Genomic DNA, 16,915 nt, shown 5'->3' with positions numbered 1-16,915 from the left:
GATATAACTCAGCCCGCACCGATGGCAGCCGTAAGTGCAGGCTTGCCGGATAGTGCATCCTTCAATTCTTTGCCGATGTCGTCGCCTCCAGCAGTGCTCTCCTCGCCCAGCATCACTTCCGCGCGTTTGCGGGCTCCGGCGCGATAGCGCAGCCACAGCATTTCCGAGGCATAGTCTGCGAGCTCAGTTGTAAACTCGGCCGCAGCCGTTGGGTCCGAGTTGACGAGCTGTGTCAAAAGCACATTCGCGCTGGATTCCACACCAGCTTTGCCCAGTTCAGCTTCCGCAACAGCCTCGTGGCCAGTAGCCGACTGCGGCAAAGAAGCATCCAAAGCCGTTTTTGCATCAATAACACCCGCGCCAAGATCCGTGGCTCCGTTCCAGACAGATGGCTTGCTGAGGTCATTCGTGACGCAAGCCACCCACATCGACTGAACAGTGGTTCCAGCCGCTGCCGCTTTTGCTCGCAGCGTGGCTCGGCCACCGTGCCGCGCGACCCAAAGCGCTGCGACACCTCCGGCCAAAGAGGTGGCGAGTGTCGTGCCTTGCGCCGCTTTGATGCCCCAGTCGTGATCGATCGCCTTGTTCTTGGCTGCTCCCCACACATGCTCGCCCGGGGCGGACAGCGTTACTTGCGGTCCGCGACCGGTCCGCGCCCAAGGCCTCAGATCCGGACCCACAGCGGCCATCGCCGTGGCCAGCCCGAAATCCGAATAGGCTGCCGGAAAGATCACGTCGGGCCAGCAATTCCCTGCAGCGCAGATCACCACCAGCCCGCGCTCCACCGCCAACCGCAGAGCCCGTTCGGTAGAAGCGACACGCATCGGCCCCCCTTGCGCCATGACGATGACATCTGCACCATTGTTGATGGCGTGTGCAATCGCTCTGGGCAGGGTTCGCTGTTCGAAATTGATGACAGACCTGATTGCTCGGATAGGCATCACCATCGCGTCCGGGGCTGAGCCTGTGATTGCGCCCGGGCCGCTGGTTTTGCCGTTCATGTCTGCGCCCCCGCGCGATGCGACAACCGACATGACCAAAGTGCCATGTCCGGGATGTTGCAGCAGACTGTCGCTGAAACGATCAGACGCATCGGTGCCGCCTTCAACAAAATTAATCTGGTGGGTCAGATCCAACACGCCTTCAAGCTCTCCGTGCGTGGAATACCCGGTATCGATCACTGCAACCGTCGAACCCGCCCCACGGCTGTGTTGCCAGGCCAGCGGCGTACGGACCAGTTTATGCACCCAACCGAACGTTTGCGCGCTGCTGCGCGGTGTTGAGCACGAGAACAACCCGGCCTCCGTGGTAACCGCACCTACCGAGACAGCGCCATATAGGCTTTCGGGCAGAACCGGATTTGCTTCGACCGCATCCAAGGCACTTCGCAAGTGGCGAGTAAATGCAAAGGCAGTTGTTTCCCGTCCTGTTACATCGGTGTTTGGAAACTCGGCAAAAAAGAACTGATCCCTGTCACTACCAAACGCGGTTTCCACGATTGAGTTGGATCCTGGCACCGATTGCTCAATTAGTTTTTCCACGTCTTTCGAATTGGATTCTTCCATAAAGACCAATTCAACAACAAGAGGTGCGCCGACGTCCGATGCCTGCGCGCGAAGCGTTTCCAGAAGTTCCTGCATGGTAATATCCGGTATCGAAATGAAACAATCAGTACGGGTTACGATAACACAGATTTCCCTTCAATTCACCCTGCGCGGATGAATGCTTGGAAGACGTTAAAACAGAAGGCCGGGCAAGGAATCTTGCCCGGCGCAAAAAACGAGATTGTTCGACCTTTAGCTTTTTGCCCGCATCAGCATCCCGAACAGATCACGTGGATCGTCAGGGTCGGCCAGCATGTCCAGTGGTTCATAGAAATTCGTGCCACCAATAGCACCTTTGATATAACGAAGGGCCGAGAAATCCTCGATAGCAAATCCCACGCTGTCGAACAGGGTGATCTGCCGGTCATCATGACGCCCTTGTGCCTGGCCTGTCATCACCTGCCACATCTCGGTAACTGGGTGGTCGGGTTCAAGGGCCTGTATTTCCCCTTCGATCCTGGTTTGTTCGGGGTACTCCACGAAAATCTTCGAGCGCAGAAGGATATCGCGGTGCAGTTCCGTCTTGCCGGGGCAGTCGCCACCGATGGCATTGATGTGCACACCGGGGCCGACCATGTTGTCGGTCAGGATCGTGGCGTATTTCTTGTCGGCGGTGCAGGTCGTGATAACTTGCGCGCCCTCTATGGCCTCTTCTGCTGTCTTGCAACTCACCACAGTCAGCCCTTTGCCAGCCAGATTGGCTGCACATTTGGCGGTTGCGTTCGCGTCGGTGTCATAAAGACGAACCGTGTCGATACCGCACAAGGCCTTGAAGGCAAGGCACTGGAACTCGGACTGCGCTCCGTTGCCGATCATGGCCATTGTTGTAGCGCCTTCGGGTGCCAAATACTTGCCCACAAGGGCCGAGGTGGCCGCCGTTCTTAGCGCGGTCAGCATGGTCATTTCGGTCAGAAGGATTGGATAGCCAGTATAAACGTCAGCCAGCAGGCCAAAGGCGGTTACCGTCTGCAACCCCTCGGACGTGTTTTTGGGGTGGCCGTTGACATATTTGAACCCATAAGCCTCGCCATCCGAGGTGGGCATCAGCTCGATCACCCCATGTGGTGAATGGGCCGGGATTCGCGGAGTTTTGTCGAAACTTTCCCACCGTTTGAAATCAGATTCGATCTGATCGGCAATTTCAGAGATCATCTGTTCGACGCCGATGTGATGGATCAGCCGCATCATGTTGTCTACGGATACAAAGGGTACGAGGGCTTTGTCAGAAGGTTGCATCACGCACTCCTATCGGCGGGCAAGGTGGATGCCGGCGATCATGCAGCGGACCGATCCGCCGGCGGTTTCGATGGTGGGAACCGAGAGGGGCAGCGGCGTGGCGCTGGCCTCGATGATGGCGATCTGATCCGGCGTCAGCGCGGCAAGCGCGCGCGATGAAATCGCCAGAACCAGCCCGTCGCGCCCGATCAGCTCGATTGCGTTTCCGGCAAACTCCGTGATCTGATCATGTGTCAGGTCGATGACTTTGCGCCCGGTCTCTTCCAGCCGGGTGCAGATCGTCGCGCGCCGCTTGGGATCGGTGATCATGTCCAGACAGATCATCGCATAGTTGGTGCCGATCCCCATCAGGACATTGGTGTGATAGACGTCGCGGCCCTGCGCGTCGCGCGCCTCGAACGCGATGGGTTCATAGTTGAAATGGGTGCAGAACCGCTCCAGCAGCACCGGATCGGCGCGGTGGGATTTGACCGTATAGGCAATGCGGCCCACGTGATCCAGTACCATGGCCCCGGTGCCCTCCAGCGCCAGATCGTCCTGTTCCAGCCCGGAATAGTCGATCACGTCCTGAACCCGGTAGTCCTGTTTCAGCATCTCGACCACGTCCGCGCGCCGCTCGCGCCGCCGCGACGGCACGAACATCGGATAGATTGCCACATGCCCACCCGGATGGGTCGAGAACCAGTTGTTGGGAAATACGCTGTCGGGCGTGTCGCGATCGCCGTGATCGTCAAAGACATGCACGGTCACACCGGCCTCGCGCAGTTGTTCCACGGCGCGGTCATGCTCATCCCGCGCGGCGGCCGAGGTGGCGGCGGCAGAGCGGTTGGCTAGCGTCTGGAACGCGTTGTCGTCGCGCGTCTCGGGGTTCGAGGCAAAGGCATGCGGCCGGATCATCACCACGGCGGAAGGGGCTTGCAAGGACAGCATCAGAAGCTCCGTGTCGGGCGGTCGAAGATGCGGCGCCCCATCAGCGAGGCGGCCAGATCGACCATCAGTTTCGCAGTGCGTCCACGCTCATCGAGGAACGGGTTCAACTCCACCAGATCAAGCGAACAGACCAGCCCGCTTTCGTGCAGCAGTTCCATAACCAAATGGGCCTCTCGCTCGGTGGCACCGCCGGGAACTGTGGTGCCCACGGCGGGCGCGATGGCGGGTTCCAGGAAATCCACATCCAGCGACACGTGCAGGATGCCGTTGGCGTCGCGCACGCGGTCCAGGAACGCCATCAACGGCACCTTGATGCCATTCTCGTCGATGCTGCGCATGTCAACAAGAAATGCATCGTCTCTCTCCAGCGCCGCACGTTCGTGCGGATCGACCGAACGCAACCCAATCATCCCGACCCGGTCCGTTGGAACGGGCGCCGCGAGGGCAGGGAAGGCTTCGAACCCCGGTTGACCGGTGAAATACGCGACGGGAGTGCCGTGCAGGTTGCCGCTTCCAGTGCTGTCCGGAGTGTGAAAGTCGCTGTGGGCGTCAAGCCATAATACAAAAAGCGGGCGTTCCGTAGCCTTTGCATGCGCGGCCATTCCCGCGACGGTTCCCATTGACAAAGCATGGTCCCCGCCCATGAAGACCGGAATACCTCGGCCTGCGGCATCTTGTGCAGTGCGTGACAGGGATCGAGCCCAGCCCACGCATTCCGGCAGAGCGAACAGGTGCTCATGCTCGGGCATATCCACGGGATCAGGTCGGATATCGCCCTGGTCGATAACTCGGTGACCCAAATCTGAAAGTGCCTGCATCATACCGGCAACGCGATAGGCATCGGGTCCCATCCGGCAACCCTGACGTCGTTTACCCGCGTCCATGGGGACGCCAATGAGAAGTAGATCGTTGTTTTTCATGCCCTGATATTGTTCCCGAAGCGGTCTTGCCGGAAGAGAGCAAAATGCTCAAAATGGAACCAATCCACTCATAACGGAATATCAAAATGGACGATCTGGATAGCCGGCTTCTGAACGCGCTGCATCGGGATGCCCGCGCTTCGCTATCGGAACTGGCTGAACAGCTGGGTGTGACACGCACAACGATTCGAAGCCGGATGCAAAAGCTTAAGCAAACCGGAGAAATCGTGGGGTTCACTGTTCTCACCCGTCGGGACGTAGCACAAAGCCCGGTACGCGGGTTGATGATGCTGGGGATCGAGGGGCGCGGAACCGAACGTATCATGTCTCGAATATCTGCAATGCGGCAAGTGCGGACCGTGCATTCGACAAATGGCACCTGGGATCTGATCGCCGAGATTGGCACTCAAACACTTGAGGAACTGGATGAGGTCATCTTCTTTATCCGGCGTATGGATGGTGTGACGCGGTCAGAGACGAACTTGTTGCTCTCAACCCGGAAAGGACGAGTCTGAACGGGTTAAAAAGCGAAACTGATTGCAATATTATGCAGTAAAATATGCCCGTTCAGCTTTGCTTATCCGAAGCAGGTCTTGAGGTGAAATCGGAAAGACATGACGCGGTGTTCCGGCAGCAGCCCAGACCACGTCGAAACCTGTCAAGCGAGGATCGAAAAACGCCCGGATCGGGGACAGGTGTCCGACGGGGGCCACGCCGCCAATTGCAAACCCGGTTTGAGCGCGAACCAAAGCGGCGTCGGCCTTTTCAAGTGCCTCACCGGCAGCATTCGCAGCATTTTCCGGGCTGACCGAGTTTCCTCCGGCCGTCAGAAACAGAAGGGTGTCTCCGGAGCGTTCGCCTTGGAACACGATCGATTTGACAATTTGATCCAACGCACAGCCCACTGCGTTTGCAGCGTCTTGCGCAGTGCGGGCGTTGTCGGTCTCGCGGATTTCGACTGGCAAGCCAGCCTGTTCCAAGGCTACTCGGACACGTTTTAGGCTTTTGCTCATGGTTTGCCCCGGTTGACCGTGGAACGTTCACTGCGCATTCTGCGTCAATGGAAAGTCGCGAAATACGCTCGGGCCCGATTGTGGACCATATCCTGTCGCTGGAAAAGAAGGTTTGGCAAGCATTGGTCGAGGGCGATGCCACATCAGATCGGGCGCTGCTCAGTGACGACTTCACCGGGGTCTACCCGACTGGGTTCGCAACAAGGGACGAACACGTCGGGCAGTTCGCTGAAGCACCAACAATGGCTGAATTTCACCTGAGCGCTGTTCGCTTGCGAATACTGACCGGTGATGCAGTTTTGTTGTCTTATCGTGCTGACTATCGGAGACCCGGAAATGCTACGGCGGAGGTCATGCTGATCTCTTCCTTGTGGGAACGGCGAGCCGGGAAATGGATCAACACTTTTAGCCAAGACACGCCTGTCGTTTGATTGACCTAAATCTGGATCGTTTGTCCCATTGACCTGATCGCGACCGGGTGCACAACCTGCGCCTATGACCGATACACTTGCCATTACCCGCTTGCCACGTCCGTTCGACCCTTCACTCGGGGCCGAAGCCTGCGCTTCCATACCCGAGCTTACACCCGAACAGGGAGAATTGATCGCAGGCGCTGCCGGGACAAGCCCATATCTCAAGGGCCTTATCGATCGCGAGGTCGAATGGATTGCGCCGGCGTTGGCAACCCCCGACGCGGCTTTAGCAAAGATTTTTCAGGGTGTTCGTACCTTGCCTCCTGATCAGTTGAAGGGCGGATTGCGGCAGGCCAAGCGCAGGCTGGCTCTTCTGACAGCTCTGGCCGATCTGTCGGGTGCATGGTCGCTCGAAAAAGTCACCGCGGCATTGACCAATTTTGGTGCACTAGCTGCCGATGTGGCCGCCAAGGCCGAGATTGCGGCATTGATTCGGCGCAAGAAACTGCCCGGCATGACCGAAGATGATATTGAATCTGCGGCGGGTATGACCATTCTGGCGATGGGAAAGATGGGCGCGTATGAATTGAATTACAGCTCTGACATCGACCTGATCGTGCTTTTTGACGAAACCCGGTTTGAACCTGATGATTTTTTCGATGCCCGGCAGAGTATGGTGAGGGCGACACGGAATTTTTGCGCGGTTTTGAGCGAGAAAACCGCTGATGGCTATGTCTTCAGAACCGACTTGAGGTTGCGGCCAGATCCCGCGGTCACACCGGTGTGCATCGCGATGGAGGCGGCAGAACGGTATTATGAAAGCCTTGGCCGAACCTGGGAGCGCGCCGCATATATCAAGGCGCGCCCATGCGCAGGCGACGTTGCCGCCGGAGAACGGTTTCTGGAAGCTTTGCGTCCCTTTGTCTGGAGGCGGCATCTGGATTTTGCGGCCATTCAGGATGCCCACGACATGCGTTTGAGAATTCGCGAAAACAAGGGAACAGGCGGTGCGTTCTCTATTCCCGGCCACGACATGAAACTCGGGCGGGGTGGCATACGCGAAATAGAGTTCTTCACTCAGACACGGCAATTGATTGCCGGCGGACGCGACCGCGACCTCAGGGTGCGCGGAACGGTTGACGGGTTGGCAGCGTTGGCGGTCAAAGAATGGATACCACAGGACGTGGCCTACAAACTGACGGGTCATTACCGGGCTCATCGCGAAGTGGAGCATCGAATTCAGATGGTTCACGACGCGCAGACACATAAGGTCCCCCAATCCGAAGACGGGATAGAACGGATCGCCTGTCTGATGGGGATAAATCGCAGCGATCTGGTCAAGCATTTGACGCAAGGGCTGACCGAAGTGCACGAGTTGACCGAAGGGTTTTTCGCCCCTGGGTCCGGTGCTGTGCCTGCGCCTGTGGATACTTTTCAGTTCGATTCAAATGTTCTGGCGCGCTGGCCAACCTATCCGGCACTCCGGTCGCAGCGGGGCGCTCGAATCTTCGAAAAACTGAAACCTGAGATTCTGAACCGCCTGTCAAAGACGGCTCGGCCTGACGAGGCGCTTGTGGCGTTAGACGGATTTCTGTCGGGTCTACCGGCTGGGGTGCAGCTCTTTTCCCTGTTTGACGCCAATCCGCAACTCATCGACCTTTTGGTCGATATCGTTGGCACATCGCATGCCTTGGCGGGGCATTTGTCTCGCAACTCTTCCGTTTTTGATGCGGTGATCGGTGGAGATTTTTTTGCAGACTGGCCGGGCAAGACTGCCTTGCAATCTGAGCTGGTCGCGGCGCTGACGGCGGAAGATGACTATGAAACCCAGCTCGACATGGCGCGCCGCTGGTGCAAGGAATGGCATTTCAGAATCGGTGTCCACCATCTTCGCGGTCTGATCGATGGCGCGACGGCAGGGCGCCAGTATGCCGATCTGGCGGATGCGGTGATCTCTGCAATACTGCCATTCGTCATGACTCAATTCGAGGCCAAACACGGTCCCGCACCAGGGCGCGGCCTTGCGGTGTTGGGCATGGGGTCGCTTGGGGCAAGGCGTATCCATTCGCAATCCGATCTCGACATGATCGTCATATATGATCCGCAGGATCAGGATTTTTCAGATGGACGACGTCCACTGGCAACTCGAACATACTATGCTCGGCTTACACAGGCGCTCATCACCGCCCTGTCGGCGCCGATGTCGCAGGGCCGGTTGTACGAGGTCGACATGCGCTTGCGCCCATCGGGAAATCAAGGGCCGGTGGCGACAAGTCTAACAAGTTTCAAGAACTACCAGCAGAAAGATGCGTGGGTATGGGAGCATCTGGCGCTGACCCGCGCGCGAGTCGTTACAGGGGAATACAGTCTGTGTCGGGATATCGAAGATTTCCGGTCCAGTCTGATATGTCAGCCGAAGGACCGGCAAAAAGCCCTGCACGAGGTTGCCGAGATGAGAACGCGTCTTGCCGAAGCGAAATCGCCTACCGGGATCTGGGACGCCAAGACAGGGGCAGGTCGTTTGCTTGACATCGAGTTGGTAGCTGAAACCGGAGCACTACTGGCAGGGAGAACGGAGAGGGATGTTCAGGCCGGCCTTGACGGTGCGGTCGCTGCCGGTCTGCTTGGTGTCGCAGATGCCCAGTCTCTGAAAAGCAACTATGACTTATGTTGGTCTGTGCAGACCGCGACACGCCTGCTTTCTGGAAATGCGATCGATACCGACAAGATCGGCGAGGGCGGAGCGGCCTTCCTGTGCCGGTCCACCGGGTTCGAGCGGATCGAAGACCTTGAGGCTGCGCTGGAGCAAAGTTATGGGTCGGCGGCGTTGCTGATCGAGACCGCAATCGGAGAGAATATGGATGCCCAGCAGCAACGATCCGAATGACCCGAAGGGGCTAATTCGCGAGGCCTATCGCATTGAAGGAATCACGTTACCCGAATGTCGTAGCATATTTCTGGATTGGGCACTCAGTCTGCCAGCTGAATTTGATCAGCTTCAGGTTTTGCGCGAACTTCATGCGGTGTATTCTCCCCAGGCGCCGGAACACCCGATGACCGAGGTCCTCAGCGACGGTTTGAGCGCAGCAAAAGCTCCAAAGCGCCGCGGCGGTTGGAAGTCGCGTCCGCGCGGACATGGCTGACAAAGGGGGCTTCCCCAGCGCGTGCAAGCGAATTATGAGGGCGCACATGACAGCGCCGCAGACAAACATCATTCGACCACGAATCCGTCTCAAGCCCAAGGCCAACGCCAACGCCCGAGGAGTTCGGCACGGGTTTCCTTGGGTCTATGTCAACGACATCGTGACAGACCGGCGAACTCGAAAGATTGCGGCGGGATCGCTCGCGGTACTGGAAGATGACAAGCGGGATCCGATCGCGCTGGTTGCGGTCAACCCAAACTCCAAGATCATGTGCCGGGTGCTGGACCGCAACATCGACGCGGTGCTGGATCCGGCGTGGTTCGAGGCGCGGCTGAGTTACGCGCTGGCCTTGCGCGAACGCTTGTTCGATGCGCCATATTATCGTCTGGTCCATGCCGAAGCAGACGGTTTTCCCGGCGTGATCATCGATCGTTTTGGCGAAGTTTGCGTGATCCAGCCCAACGCCGCTTGGGCGGAATGTCATCTGGATCTTTTTGTCGACGCTCTGGTGAAGGTGACCGGGGTCACGACTGTGCTCAAGAACGCATCGGGGCGGACGCGGGCGCTTGAAGGATTAGATGACGTCAGTGTGACCCTGCGTGGAGATACGCCGGACAAAACGTTGCCCGTTCCCATGAACGGGGCCATCTATATGGCCGACCTGACAGGTGGTCAGAAAACCGGCCTGTTCTACGATCAGCGTCTGAACCACGCCTTTGCCGCGCGGCTTGTACACGCTGAGGCACAGGTTCTGGATGTGTTCAGCCACGTCGGCGGTTTTGCCCATGCAATGCTGGCTGGTGGTGCCGCGCAGGCATTGTCCGTTGACGGTTCCGCTGCGGCATTGGAACTGGCCAGTGCCGGTGCCGGAGCCTCAGGGTTCGGAGACAGGTTCGCAACGCGGCAGGGCGATGCATTCGAAGTTCTGACCGCATTGGGTGAAGAAGGCGCGCAATTCGACGTCGTGATTTGCGACCCACCTGCCTTTGCGCCGTCGAAACAAGTGCTTGATGCCGGTTTGCGCGCTTACGAACGTGTTGCGCGGCTGGCTGCGCCGCTGGTCAAGCCGGGTGGATATCTGGGTCTCTGCTCTTGTTCGCATGCAGCCGATCTGGGGCGCTTCCGAGATGCGTCGGCGCGTGGGATCGGACGGGCAGGGCGGCAGGCACAGCTCATCCATACGGGCTTTGCGGGGCCAGATCATCCGCAGATGCCACAACTTGCCGAAAGCGGCTATCTCAAAGCGGTTTTTTTCCGGCTGTGAGGGCCGTTCTTGACACCTGCGTGATCTATCCCACGGTTATGCGCGAGATGCTTCTGGGAGCCGCCAGACTCGGTCATTTCACGCCGCTATGGTCCGCACGAATTCTCGAGGAATGGGCTCGCGCGTCGCGCAAACTCGGCGCAGAAGGCGAGGTACAGGCGCGCGCGGAAATCGCTTTGACCCGTGCAAACTGGCCCAATTCCGAACTGCCGCCTGCGCCTGGTGTGGAAAAGCGGCTTTGGCTGCCGGATGCAGCCGATATTCATGTTCTGGCCGTCGCTGTCTCAGGAGCTGCGGATGTCATCATCACCCTGAACGCGCGAGATTTTCCAAAGCACATTCTTGCCGAAGAAGGTTTGGACAGGATTGACCCGGACGCGCTGTTGCATGGCTTCTGGCGCGATGATCCCAGCGGGTTGTCACAGGTTGCTGATCGTGTTCTGACCGAAGCCAACCGTCTTTCCGGCAACCAATGGACCTTGCGTAACTTGATGAAGAAGGCCCGGCTGCCAAAACTGGGTAAGGCGCTTGTGGCGCCTTATTAACTTCGGGTTCGACGCTCAGCTTATTGTCTTCCAGCGCTGTTCAAGTTTTTCCAGCGCGGCAATACGTTCGCCGGTTTTTGGGTGGCTCATCAACCAGGCGGGCGTCACACCCGCGCGCTTTTGTGTCAGGTCTTCCAGCTTTCGAAACAAGGATTTCTGTGCCTCGATTCCGATCCCGGCCTTGGTCAGCAACGCGGCGGCATACTCGTCTGCCTCGTACTCATCCGCCCGCGACAAGCGAGAGGCCAGCAAAGAGGTCAAGGCATTTGCGATCCAGACGCCAATCAGCGGTACGAATCTATTCAGGAAAATGATCAGTACGGTTCGCAGGGCATTCTGACCCGAAAAATCAATCATTCGACGCCTAGCATGACCCAAGGCGACGTGACCCAACTCATGCGCGATGACAGAGGCCATTTCCTCTGCCGACACGTCTCCGTTGCGAAACTTGCGGTAGAATCCACGGGTTATGAATATCCGCCCGTCCGGGGCCGCGAGACCATTTACCGGGTCGATCTCATATATATAGACAGGTATCCGGGCCAGATCGAGGGCGGCGGCCAACCGATCGGTCATCCGTTTCAGAACCGGATCGGCAAGCTCGGTCGATTTGGCATCAAGCTCCCGATGCGTTCGCCAAACAGAAATTCGGTACATCACGATGGCATATAGCAAGGCCAGCAGGATCGGGGTTACTCTAAGCATGACCTAGATATGGGGCAGGCGGACAATCCCGGCAAGGCGTACTTTTGACGTCCGGAATTTGAAAAGCTCCAAATTCTTGACAATCAAAGACGTGGCCGCACAATCGATGAAAGCAATTTGTTTCGGGGAAATGGTTATGAATGTTTGGCACAGGGGCGGATGTGCTCTTTCTGTATTAGCATTGTCTGCGACAATCGCGCAGGCACAGGATCGCATTGAAATTTCGGAAGGTGCGCTGACGTTATCAGCACCATCATCGATAGACTGTTCGGAACCACCCGAATTCATACTGGAAGGCCCAGCAACGGAACTCTTCGCCGAAGACCGTTCTCCAGTGAATCGGATGGTATCACAGATGGCAAAAGGCTTGGCGCAAAGCTGTCCGGATGTTGAAGAACTGGCGGTGTCAGGCGAGGACCGTGGTGTTCAATACTCATTCACTGTGCAGCGCGACAATGGCTGGCTACTCGATCCAACTGTTGAAGACAAACCGGAGGAATCAACTGAGGAGACGGTTGCGCAAACTGCGTCTGAAGTCGAACAGCCAAAAACGGCAGGATTCGCGGAGCCCGAAATCAAGCCGGGATTGGCGATAGAGCAATTTGCAGGAGTTTTTGGACCGGTGAAGTCGGTTCGAGGATACCTGCCGCTCAATAACGACGATATCTGGTCCCGCGTATTGGCTGCTCGTGCTTATGCCGAGCACCCTGAATTCCTTCAAAACGACGAACTGGCCGTTGAGATCGCGGAACGTATGCTGACGCCGGTGGAATACCAGCAATTCCAGGGGCCGCTTGCCGGTAAACAGGCACATCAATGGTCCGTATTCGAGCGCCGGGATCTGGCCAACCGGGTGCGCACCCAATTGGCGCAGGGGCTGGATACACGTCGTCAAACCGGCCCGATCAACGTTTACCATGTGGCTGCGATTCAACTTGGGGAGTATGATTTTAACACTGGGTCGTTCCCATTGAATGGCGAACAACTACGCGGCTACAACGCGCCACGCTGGAGAAACATGCAAGTGTCGAATGCCTTTGATGGCATCGTCTTGCCGAACGAACTTGTTGCAAGCGTGGAGCAGGCGCGACAACTGGACAACTATCTGCGGCAGCGCAATGACAATCGTCTCTATCTGGCAGTTTTTGCCCGGATAACGCCAAACGTTCCGCCGTCGCTGGAACATTATGCTTCCAACCGCCATCACGTGCGCGATACGGAACTCGAACAAATCGCGCTGTTTGCCGATCCGGGACTGTCTCAAATACTGTTCGACTACACCCCGGCTTTGGCTGACCGTCAGACAATGGCGGATCAGGTCGCAGAATTTCTCTTGCGTCCGGTATCCTTCGGCGAGGATTTCGTGCGCGCGATCGGAACATTGTCGGACAGTGATGCTGTCGCGGAATATCTGGCGCAGACTTATGTGAATAGTGGCGTACAACCGAAAAAAACCGCTGCACAGGTCTTGACCGAATTCGGTGAAACCCGAGGGCCGACAATGATGACTTTCAGCGGGGCCCTTCAGGTCGGCGCCTACGACCCTGTCAGGAAGGTTCTGCCAGTACAAAGTTTTAGCGTTCAAAATCAGAATTATCAGTCGCTGCCGATCGGTTTCGGTATGAGAAACACGTTTTTCCCGCAGGTTTCCGAAATTCCCATGACTGAAGAACAGGCGCGCAGATTGAGTGAGACCGTGCAGAACAATTATCAGGTCGAGTTCCGGCTCGATGCTGAAATGGTAAGTGGCAATTTCCAGAACAGCCAGCCGACAACACTCTATCTGGAAACGACGCATCGCCCGCATCGGCTTGTGCTGTTTTCCGGGCGTCAAGGCGAGATACCGGCCAAACGAGAAGTGCTTCTGGATGTTGAACTGCCCGAAAGTGGATCAGGTGTTCCGTCGTTGCTGGAAAGTCTGAGGATCGATCAATAAGGTTCTGGTCGCAATCAGCGGGTTAGACCACGCATGCCCTGTTCCAACCCGGCCAGCGTCATCGGGACCATGCGGTCATCAAAGATTTCTCGGATCATGCCAATGGAATGGGTATAGTCCCAGTATTTCTCGGGGACTGGATTGATCCACAGGTTCGACGCCCACTGCTCGCGGGCGCGTTGCAACCAGATTTGTCCGGCCTCGGGGTTCCAGTGTTCGTTGGCGCCACCGGGGTAAGCTATTTCATAGGGTGACATTGATGCATCTCCCACGAAGATGCATTTGTAGTCAGGCCCATAAGTGCGCAGAACCTCGTGCGTAGGTGTCTGTGCGTCCCAACGGCGACGATTGTCGCGCCAGACGCCTTCATAAAGGCAGTTGTGGAAATAGTAGTATTCCAGATGCTTGAACTCGGCGCGCGCCGCCGAGAACAGTTCTTCGACGACCTTGATATGCGAGTCCATTGATCCTCCCACATCCAGGAAAAGGATCACCTTGACCGCGTTGTGACGCTCGGGCCGTTCCTTGACGTCGAGATAGCCGTGCTCTGCAGTGGCGCGGATGGTTCCGTCAAGGTCAAGTTCCATCGCGGCGCCCTCTCGAACCCAACGACGCAGACGTTTGAGCGCCACCTTGATGTTGCGGGTGCCCAACTCGACTGTGTCGTCCAGATTACGGAACTCGCGCTTGTCCCAGACCTTGACTGCGCGTTGATGACGGCTTTCCTTTTGGCCGATCCGTACCCCTTCGGGATTGTAACCATAGGCGCCAAAAGGCGAGGTACCGGCAGTGCCGATCCATTTGTTACCACCCTGATGTCGGCCTTGTTGTTCCTTGAGCCGTTCGCGCAGTGTCTCCATCAGCTTTTCAAAGCCGCCAAGAGCGTCGATTTCGGCTTTTTCCTCATCGGTCAGATGTTTCTCGGCCATCTTTTCCAACCAGTCTGCAGGGATGTTGACGGCTTCCAACACCCGTTCGAATCCGATCTCCTCTAACCCCTTGAAGCTCGCGGCAAAGGCGCGGTCGAACTTGTCGATGTTGCGTTCATCCTTCACCATCGAAACACGGGCAAGGTAATAGAATGCCTCGATGTCGTAGGTAGCCAATCCCCGCTTCATTCCTTCGAGAAAGGTCAGATATTCGCGCAGCGATACGGGAACGCCTGCTTTCCTGAGATTTTCGAAGAAAGGCAGGAACATTGTGTCAAACCATGAACCTGTGGACCATCAAAGTGGCGACCATTCCCACCAATGCAAACGCAATGGCGTATCCGGCGGAATATTGGGCAATATCCGCCCGGCTACCGTTGCGTCTACGGGCAGTCAGACCACCCACGATTGCCCCCAATGCGGCCAAAGCCAAAACGATCATCTGTTCTTATCCGCCCAATCTTTTGCGAGGGTTCAAGAGTGCGATGTCTTCCATCACCGAGCGAACCTCCCAATCCGAGCCGAACCCGTAGCGCGCCCATCCAATGCTGTCCAGCCTCAGGTTGCGGGCCTGATCCGGTTTGCCGGTCAGATCCAGCGCCTCGGCCTTGAGCATCATCAGAGTGGCCATCATTGCTGCATTCTCGGCGCGGGCGGTCACGTCGATGCTGGGGTTGATCTGGCGCAGGGCCGTGGTGCCATCGCCCTGCGAGATCGCGTATGCCGCAGTCTGGGCCGCGACATAGGCACGGTGCAACTCCGTGTCCGGTGTTTGAGATAGAAAATGTAGTGCAGTACCATAATGAAGCTGCGCTTGCTCGGGGTCATCCAATTGGATCATCCGCCCGATAAGGTAATGCGGGAAGGCGCGGCGCTGATCGTTCCATCCAGATTGCTCGGCGATCACGGCAGCACGATTTGCGGCCCGGCGGCGCTGCGATGGATCGGCGTTTGGTCCCAAAGAAATCTGTACGGCCTCGATCCAACTGCGAGGGGTTTCGAAATATGTTGCGGAACGAACGAAATCGCCGTTCGGATTGAGACGGCTCAGCAGCCCCGGCAGAACCGACGCCACTTGTCCGCGCCCCATGCCACTGCGCAATTCAGGTGAATAGGTCGCGCGCAGAACAAGCATGTCGAACCCGGTCAGAACGGTATGTACATTATCGTCATTAAAGACTGAATCCGGCAATCTATAGAGATCGTTGAGTGGCCCTAATGCCTGCGCCAGTTCTTCGTGCAGGCAGTCTCGGACCTCTTGCGGACTGACGTCATAGGGAATGAAGATGCCCAGCCGCTCCCGTTTTGTCAGGGTTGACCAGTTGGTCTTGGGGCTGCGCCGGTCGCGGCGGTATTCTGCCAGGCTTGAGACATTGGGAACAACGAAACAGGCGGCCTGAGGAAGCGCGCGGTGGATCTGGTCGCGGCTGACCGCTTCGATTGTAATGTTCGCGTTGCTTTCGAATGTGCGGTGAATGTCGATTCTGGCTTCGCTGCGCAACCGTGTCAGCAAACGGTCCAGATCGGCAGTCATGGTCGGAGGCGGCGACCCGGTGACGCGTACCGTGATTGGCGTTTCAAAGCGCGTGAAAACGGGGAGTTCGCGTCCGCTTTCCAACTCGAAATGCAACGAAAGGAAATCTGCCGCAATATTGGCGTTCGACCGCGTTGGTGCTTTCGGGTGCGCGGTCGTAAAGCTTTTCATCGGCGGCAGAACACTGCTAGCTATCTGCGAGCGTGTGGCGGTTTCTTGCGGGGGAAAGGTGCTGCATCCGGCAAGGATCGTAGACAATATCAGGGCGGCGAAACGTATCATTGGCGGTTGTACCGGACGAACGGGGTTAGTTTGCCGACGCGATCATATAACTTGCGTGCAGTTTCGTTGAACTCCTGCGTCAGCCAATAGACCGACGGCGCGCCCTGCCGATCAGCCTCGGCATAGACCGCCTCGATCAGAGCACGACCAACTCCGCGTCCACGAGTTTCAGGGCGGGAATACAGGTCTTGCAGATAACAAGTGTTTTCAATCTTCCACGCGTGTCGGTGAAACAGGTAATGAGTGAGTCCCACGAGTCGCCCATCAAGCTCGGCCACGAAGCATGAGAAATCCTGAGGATTGTCCCCCAGCAGCCGCGCAAACGTGCTTTCATAGATGTCATCCGTCGCCGAAGTTTCGTAGAACACCAGATAGTCCTGCCACATCTCGGCCCATTCGGAGCGGTCCGTTGGGCGCAATTCCCTGATCAGGAGTTCACTGGTCACGCTCATATCCCCGGT

17 protein-coding genes are annotated in these 16,915 nt (G+C 57.3%); 7 read left to right on the top strand and 10 right to left on the bottom strand.

Translation table 11 applies throughout. The features are described from left to right. Window positions 1-8: 8 nt before the first annotated feature. The 4 genes from AC2FMY_RS11805 to rocF all read right to left on the bottom strand — a co-directional run bounded on the left by AC2FMY_RS11805 (window position 9) and on the right by rocF (window position 4,690). Window positions 9-1,640, bottom strand: coding sequence for a S8 family serine peptidase (locus AC2FMY_RS11805; RefSeq protein ID WP_480749931.1), 1,632 nt, complete (start codon window positions 1,638-1,640; stop codon window positions 9-11). A gap of 156 nt (window positions 1,641-1,796) precedes the next feature. Continuing rightward, window positions 1,797-2,843: an ornithine cyclodeaminase gene (gene ocd, locus AC2FMY_RS11800; RefSeq protein WP_480749932.1), complete on the bottom strand. Its 1,047-nt coding sequence runs from the start codon at window positions 2,841-2,843 to the stop codon at window positions 1,797-1,799. A 6-nt stretch (window positions 2,844-2,849) separates the two neighbouring features. Further along, window positions 2,850-3,770 (bottom strand): citrulline utilization hydrolase CtlX, encoded by a 921-nt coding sequence (ctlX, locus tag AC2FMY_RS11795; RefSeq protein ID WP_480749933.1) that lies wholly within the window; start codon window positions 3,768-3,770, stop codon window positions 2,850-2,852. Continuing rightward, window positions 3,770-4,690: an arginase gene (gene rocF, locus AC2FMY_RS11790; RefSeq protein ID WP_480749934.1), complete on the bottom strand. Its 921-nt coding sequence runs from the start codon at window positions 4,688-4,690 to the stop codon at window positions 3,770-3,772. The genes ctlX and rocF overlap by 1 nt, the downstream gene beginning before the upstream one ends. A gap of 86 nt (window positions 4,691-4,776) precedes the next feature. Here rocF and AC2FMY_RS11785 point away from each other — a divergent pair, with 86 nt between their 5' ends. After that, complete coding sequence (locus tag AC2FMY_RS11785; protein ID WP_480749935.1) at window positions 4,777-5,205, top strand: Lrp/AsnC family transcriptional regulator; 429 nt, start codon at window positions 4,777-4,779, stop codon at window positions 5,203-5,205. Window positions 5,206-5,235: 30 nt separating this feature from the next. Here AC2FMY_RS11785 and AC2FMY_RS11780 read toward each other — a convergent pair whose 3' ends face one another. Then, complete coding sequence (locus AC2FMY_RS11780; protein WP_480749936.1) at window positions 5,236-5,703, bottom strand: YbaK/EbsC family protein; 468 nt, start codon at window positions 5,701-5,703, stop codon at window positions 5,236-5,238. A gap of 47 nt (window positions 5,704-5,750) precedes the next feature. Between AC2FMY_RS11780 and AC2FMY_RS11775 the strand changes: the two genes are divergently transcribed. The 5 genes from AC2FMY_RS11775 to AC2FMY_RS11755 all read left to right on the top strand — a co-directional run bounded on the left by AC2FMY_RS11775 (window position 5,751) and on the right by AC2FMY_RS11755 (window position 11,068). Beyond that, window positions 5,751-6,134, top strand: coding sequence for a DUF4440 domain-containing protein (locus tag AC2FMY_RS11775; protein ID WP_480749937.1), 384 nt, complete (start codon window positions 5,751-5,753; stop codon window positions 6,132-6,134). A gap of 64 nt (window positions 6,135-6,198) precedes the next feature. Continuing rightward, complete coding sequence (locus AC2FMY_RS11770; protein ID WP_496747299.1) at window positions 6,199-9,003, top strand: [protein-PII] uridylyltransferase family protein; 2,805 nt, start codon at window positions 6,199-6,201, stop codon at window positions 9,001-9,003. Then, window positions 8,978-9,259: a hypothetical protein gene (locus AC2FMY_RS11765; RefSeq protein ID WP_480749939.1), complete on the top strand. Its 282-nt coding sequence runs from the start codon at window positions 8,978-8,980 to the stop codon at window positions 9,257-9,259. Before AC2FMY_RS11770 ends, AC2FMY_RS11765 begins: the two co-directional genes overlap by 26 nt. A 46-nt stretch (window positions 9,260-9,305) precedes the next feature. Then, the gene (locus AC2FMY_RS11760) at window positions 9,306-10,523 is read left to right on the top strand and encodes an RSP_2647 family RNA methyltransferase (RefSeq protein ID WP_496747302.1); all 1,218 of its coding nucleotides are present in this window, start codon (window positions 9,306-9,308) and stop codon (window positions 10,521-10,523) included. Beyond that, entirely contained in the window at window positions 10,520-11,068 is a 549-nt protein-coding gene (locus AC2FMY_RS11755; protein ID WP_496747304.1) for an RSP_2648 family PIN domain-containing protein, read from the top strand. The genes AC2FMY_RS11760 and AC2FMY_RS11755 overlap by 4 nt, the downstream gene beginning before the upstream one ends. Before the next feature lie 15 nt (window positions 11,069-11,083). On the opposite strand, the gene AC2FMY_RS11750 is transcribed toward AC2FMY_RS11755, so the two are convergent. After that, window positions 11,084-11,773, bottom strand: a complete 690-nt coding sequence (locus AC2FMY_RS11750) for a M48 family metallopeptidase (RefSeq protein WP_480749942.1) — start codon at window positions 11,771-11,773, stop codon at window positions 11,084-11,086. Window positions 11,774-11,849: 76 nt separating this feature from the next. On the opposite strand from AC2FMY_RS11750, the gene AC2FMY_RS11745 reads away from it, so the two are divergent. Next, the gene (locus AC2FMY_RS11745) at window positions 11,850-13,709 is read left to right on the top strand and encodes a hypothetical protein (protein ID WP_496807427.1); all 1,860 of its coding nucleotides are present in this window, start codon (window positions 11,850-11,852) and stop codon (window positions 13,707-13,709) included. A gap of 14 nt (window positions 13,710-13,723) precedes the next feature. On the opposite strand, the gene AC2FMY_RS11740 is transcribed toward AC2FMY_RS11745, so the two are convergent. Genes AC2FMY_RS11740 through AC2FMY_RS11725 form a run of 4 tightly spaced genes read right to left on the bottom strand, consistent with a single transcriptional unit; the run spans window position 13,724 to window position 16,906 of the window. Continuing rightward, the gene (locus AC2FMY_RS11740) at window positions 13,724-14,908 is read right to left on the bottom strand and encodes a vWA domain-containing protein (protein ID WP_496747308.1); all 1,185 of its coding nucleotides are present in this window, start codon (window positions 14,906-14,908) and stop codon (window positions 13,724-13,726) included. Between the two features lie 4 nt (window positions 14,909-14,912). Next, a complete protein-coding gene (locus tag AC2FMY_RS11735) occupies window positions 14,913-15,080 on the bottom strand; it encodes an apolipoprotein acyltransferase (protein ID WP_496747310.1) in 168 nt (55 codons plus the stop codon). A 6-nt stretch (window positions 15,081-15,086) separates the two neighbouring features. Further along, window positions 15,087-16,454, bottom strand: a complete 1,368-nt coding sequence (locus tag AC2FMY_RS11730) for a DUF2927 domain-containing protein (protein ID WP_496747311.1) — start codon at window positions 16,452-16,454, stop codon at window positions 15,087-15,089. Continuing rightward, complete coding sequence (locus AC2FMY_RS11725) at window positions 16,451-16,906, bottom strand: GNAT family N-acetyltransferase (protein WP_480749947.1); 456 nt, start codon at window positions 16,904-16,906, stop codon at window positions 16,451-16,453. Before AC2FMY_RS11725 ends, AC2FMY_RS11730 begins: the two co-directional genes overlap by 4 nt. Window positions 16,907-16,915 lie beyond the last annotated feature (9 nt).

Source organism: Ruegeria sp. YKSE079 (genome assembly GCF_059612845.1).
This window is presented reverse-complemented; position numbering and strand designations above follow the sequence as displayed.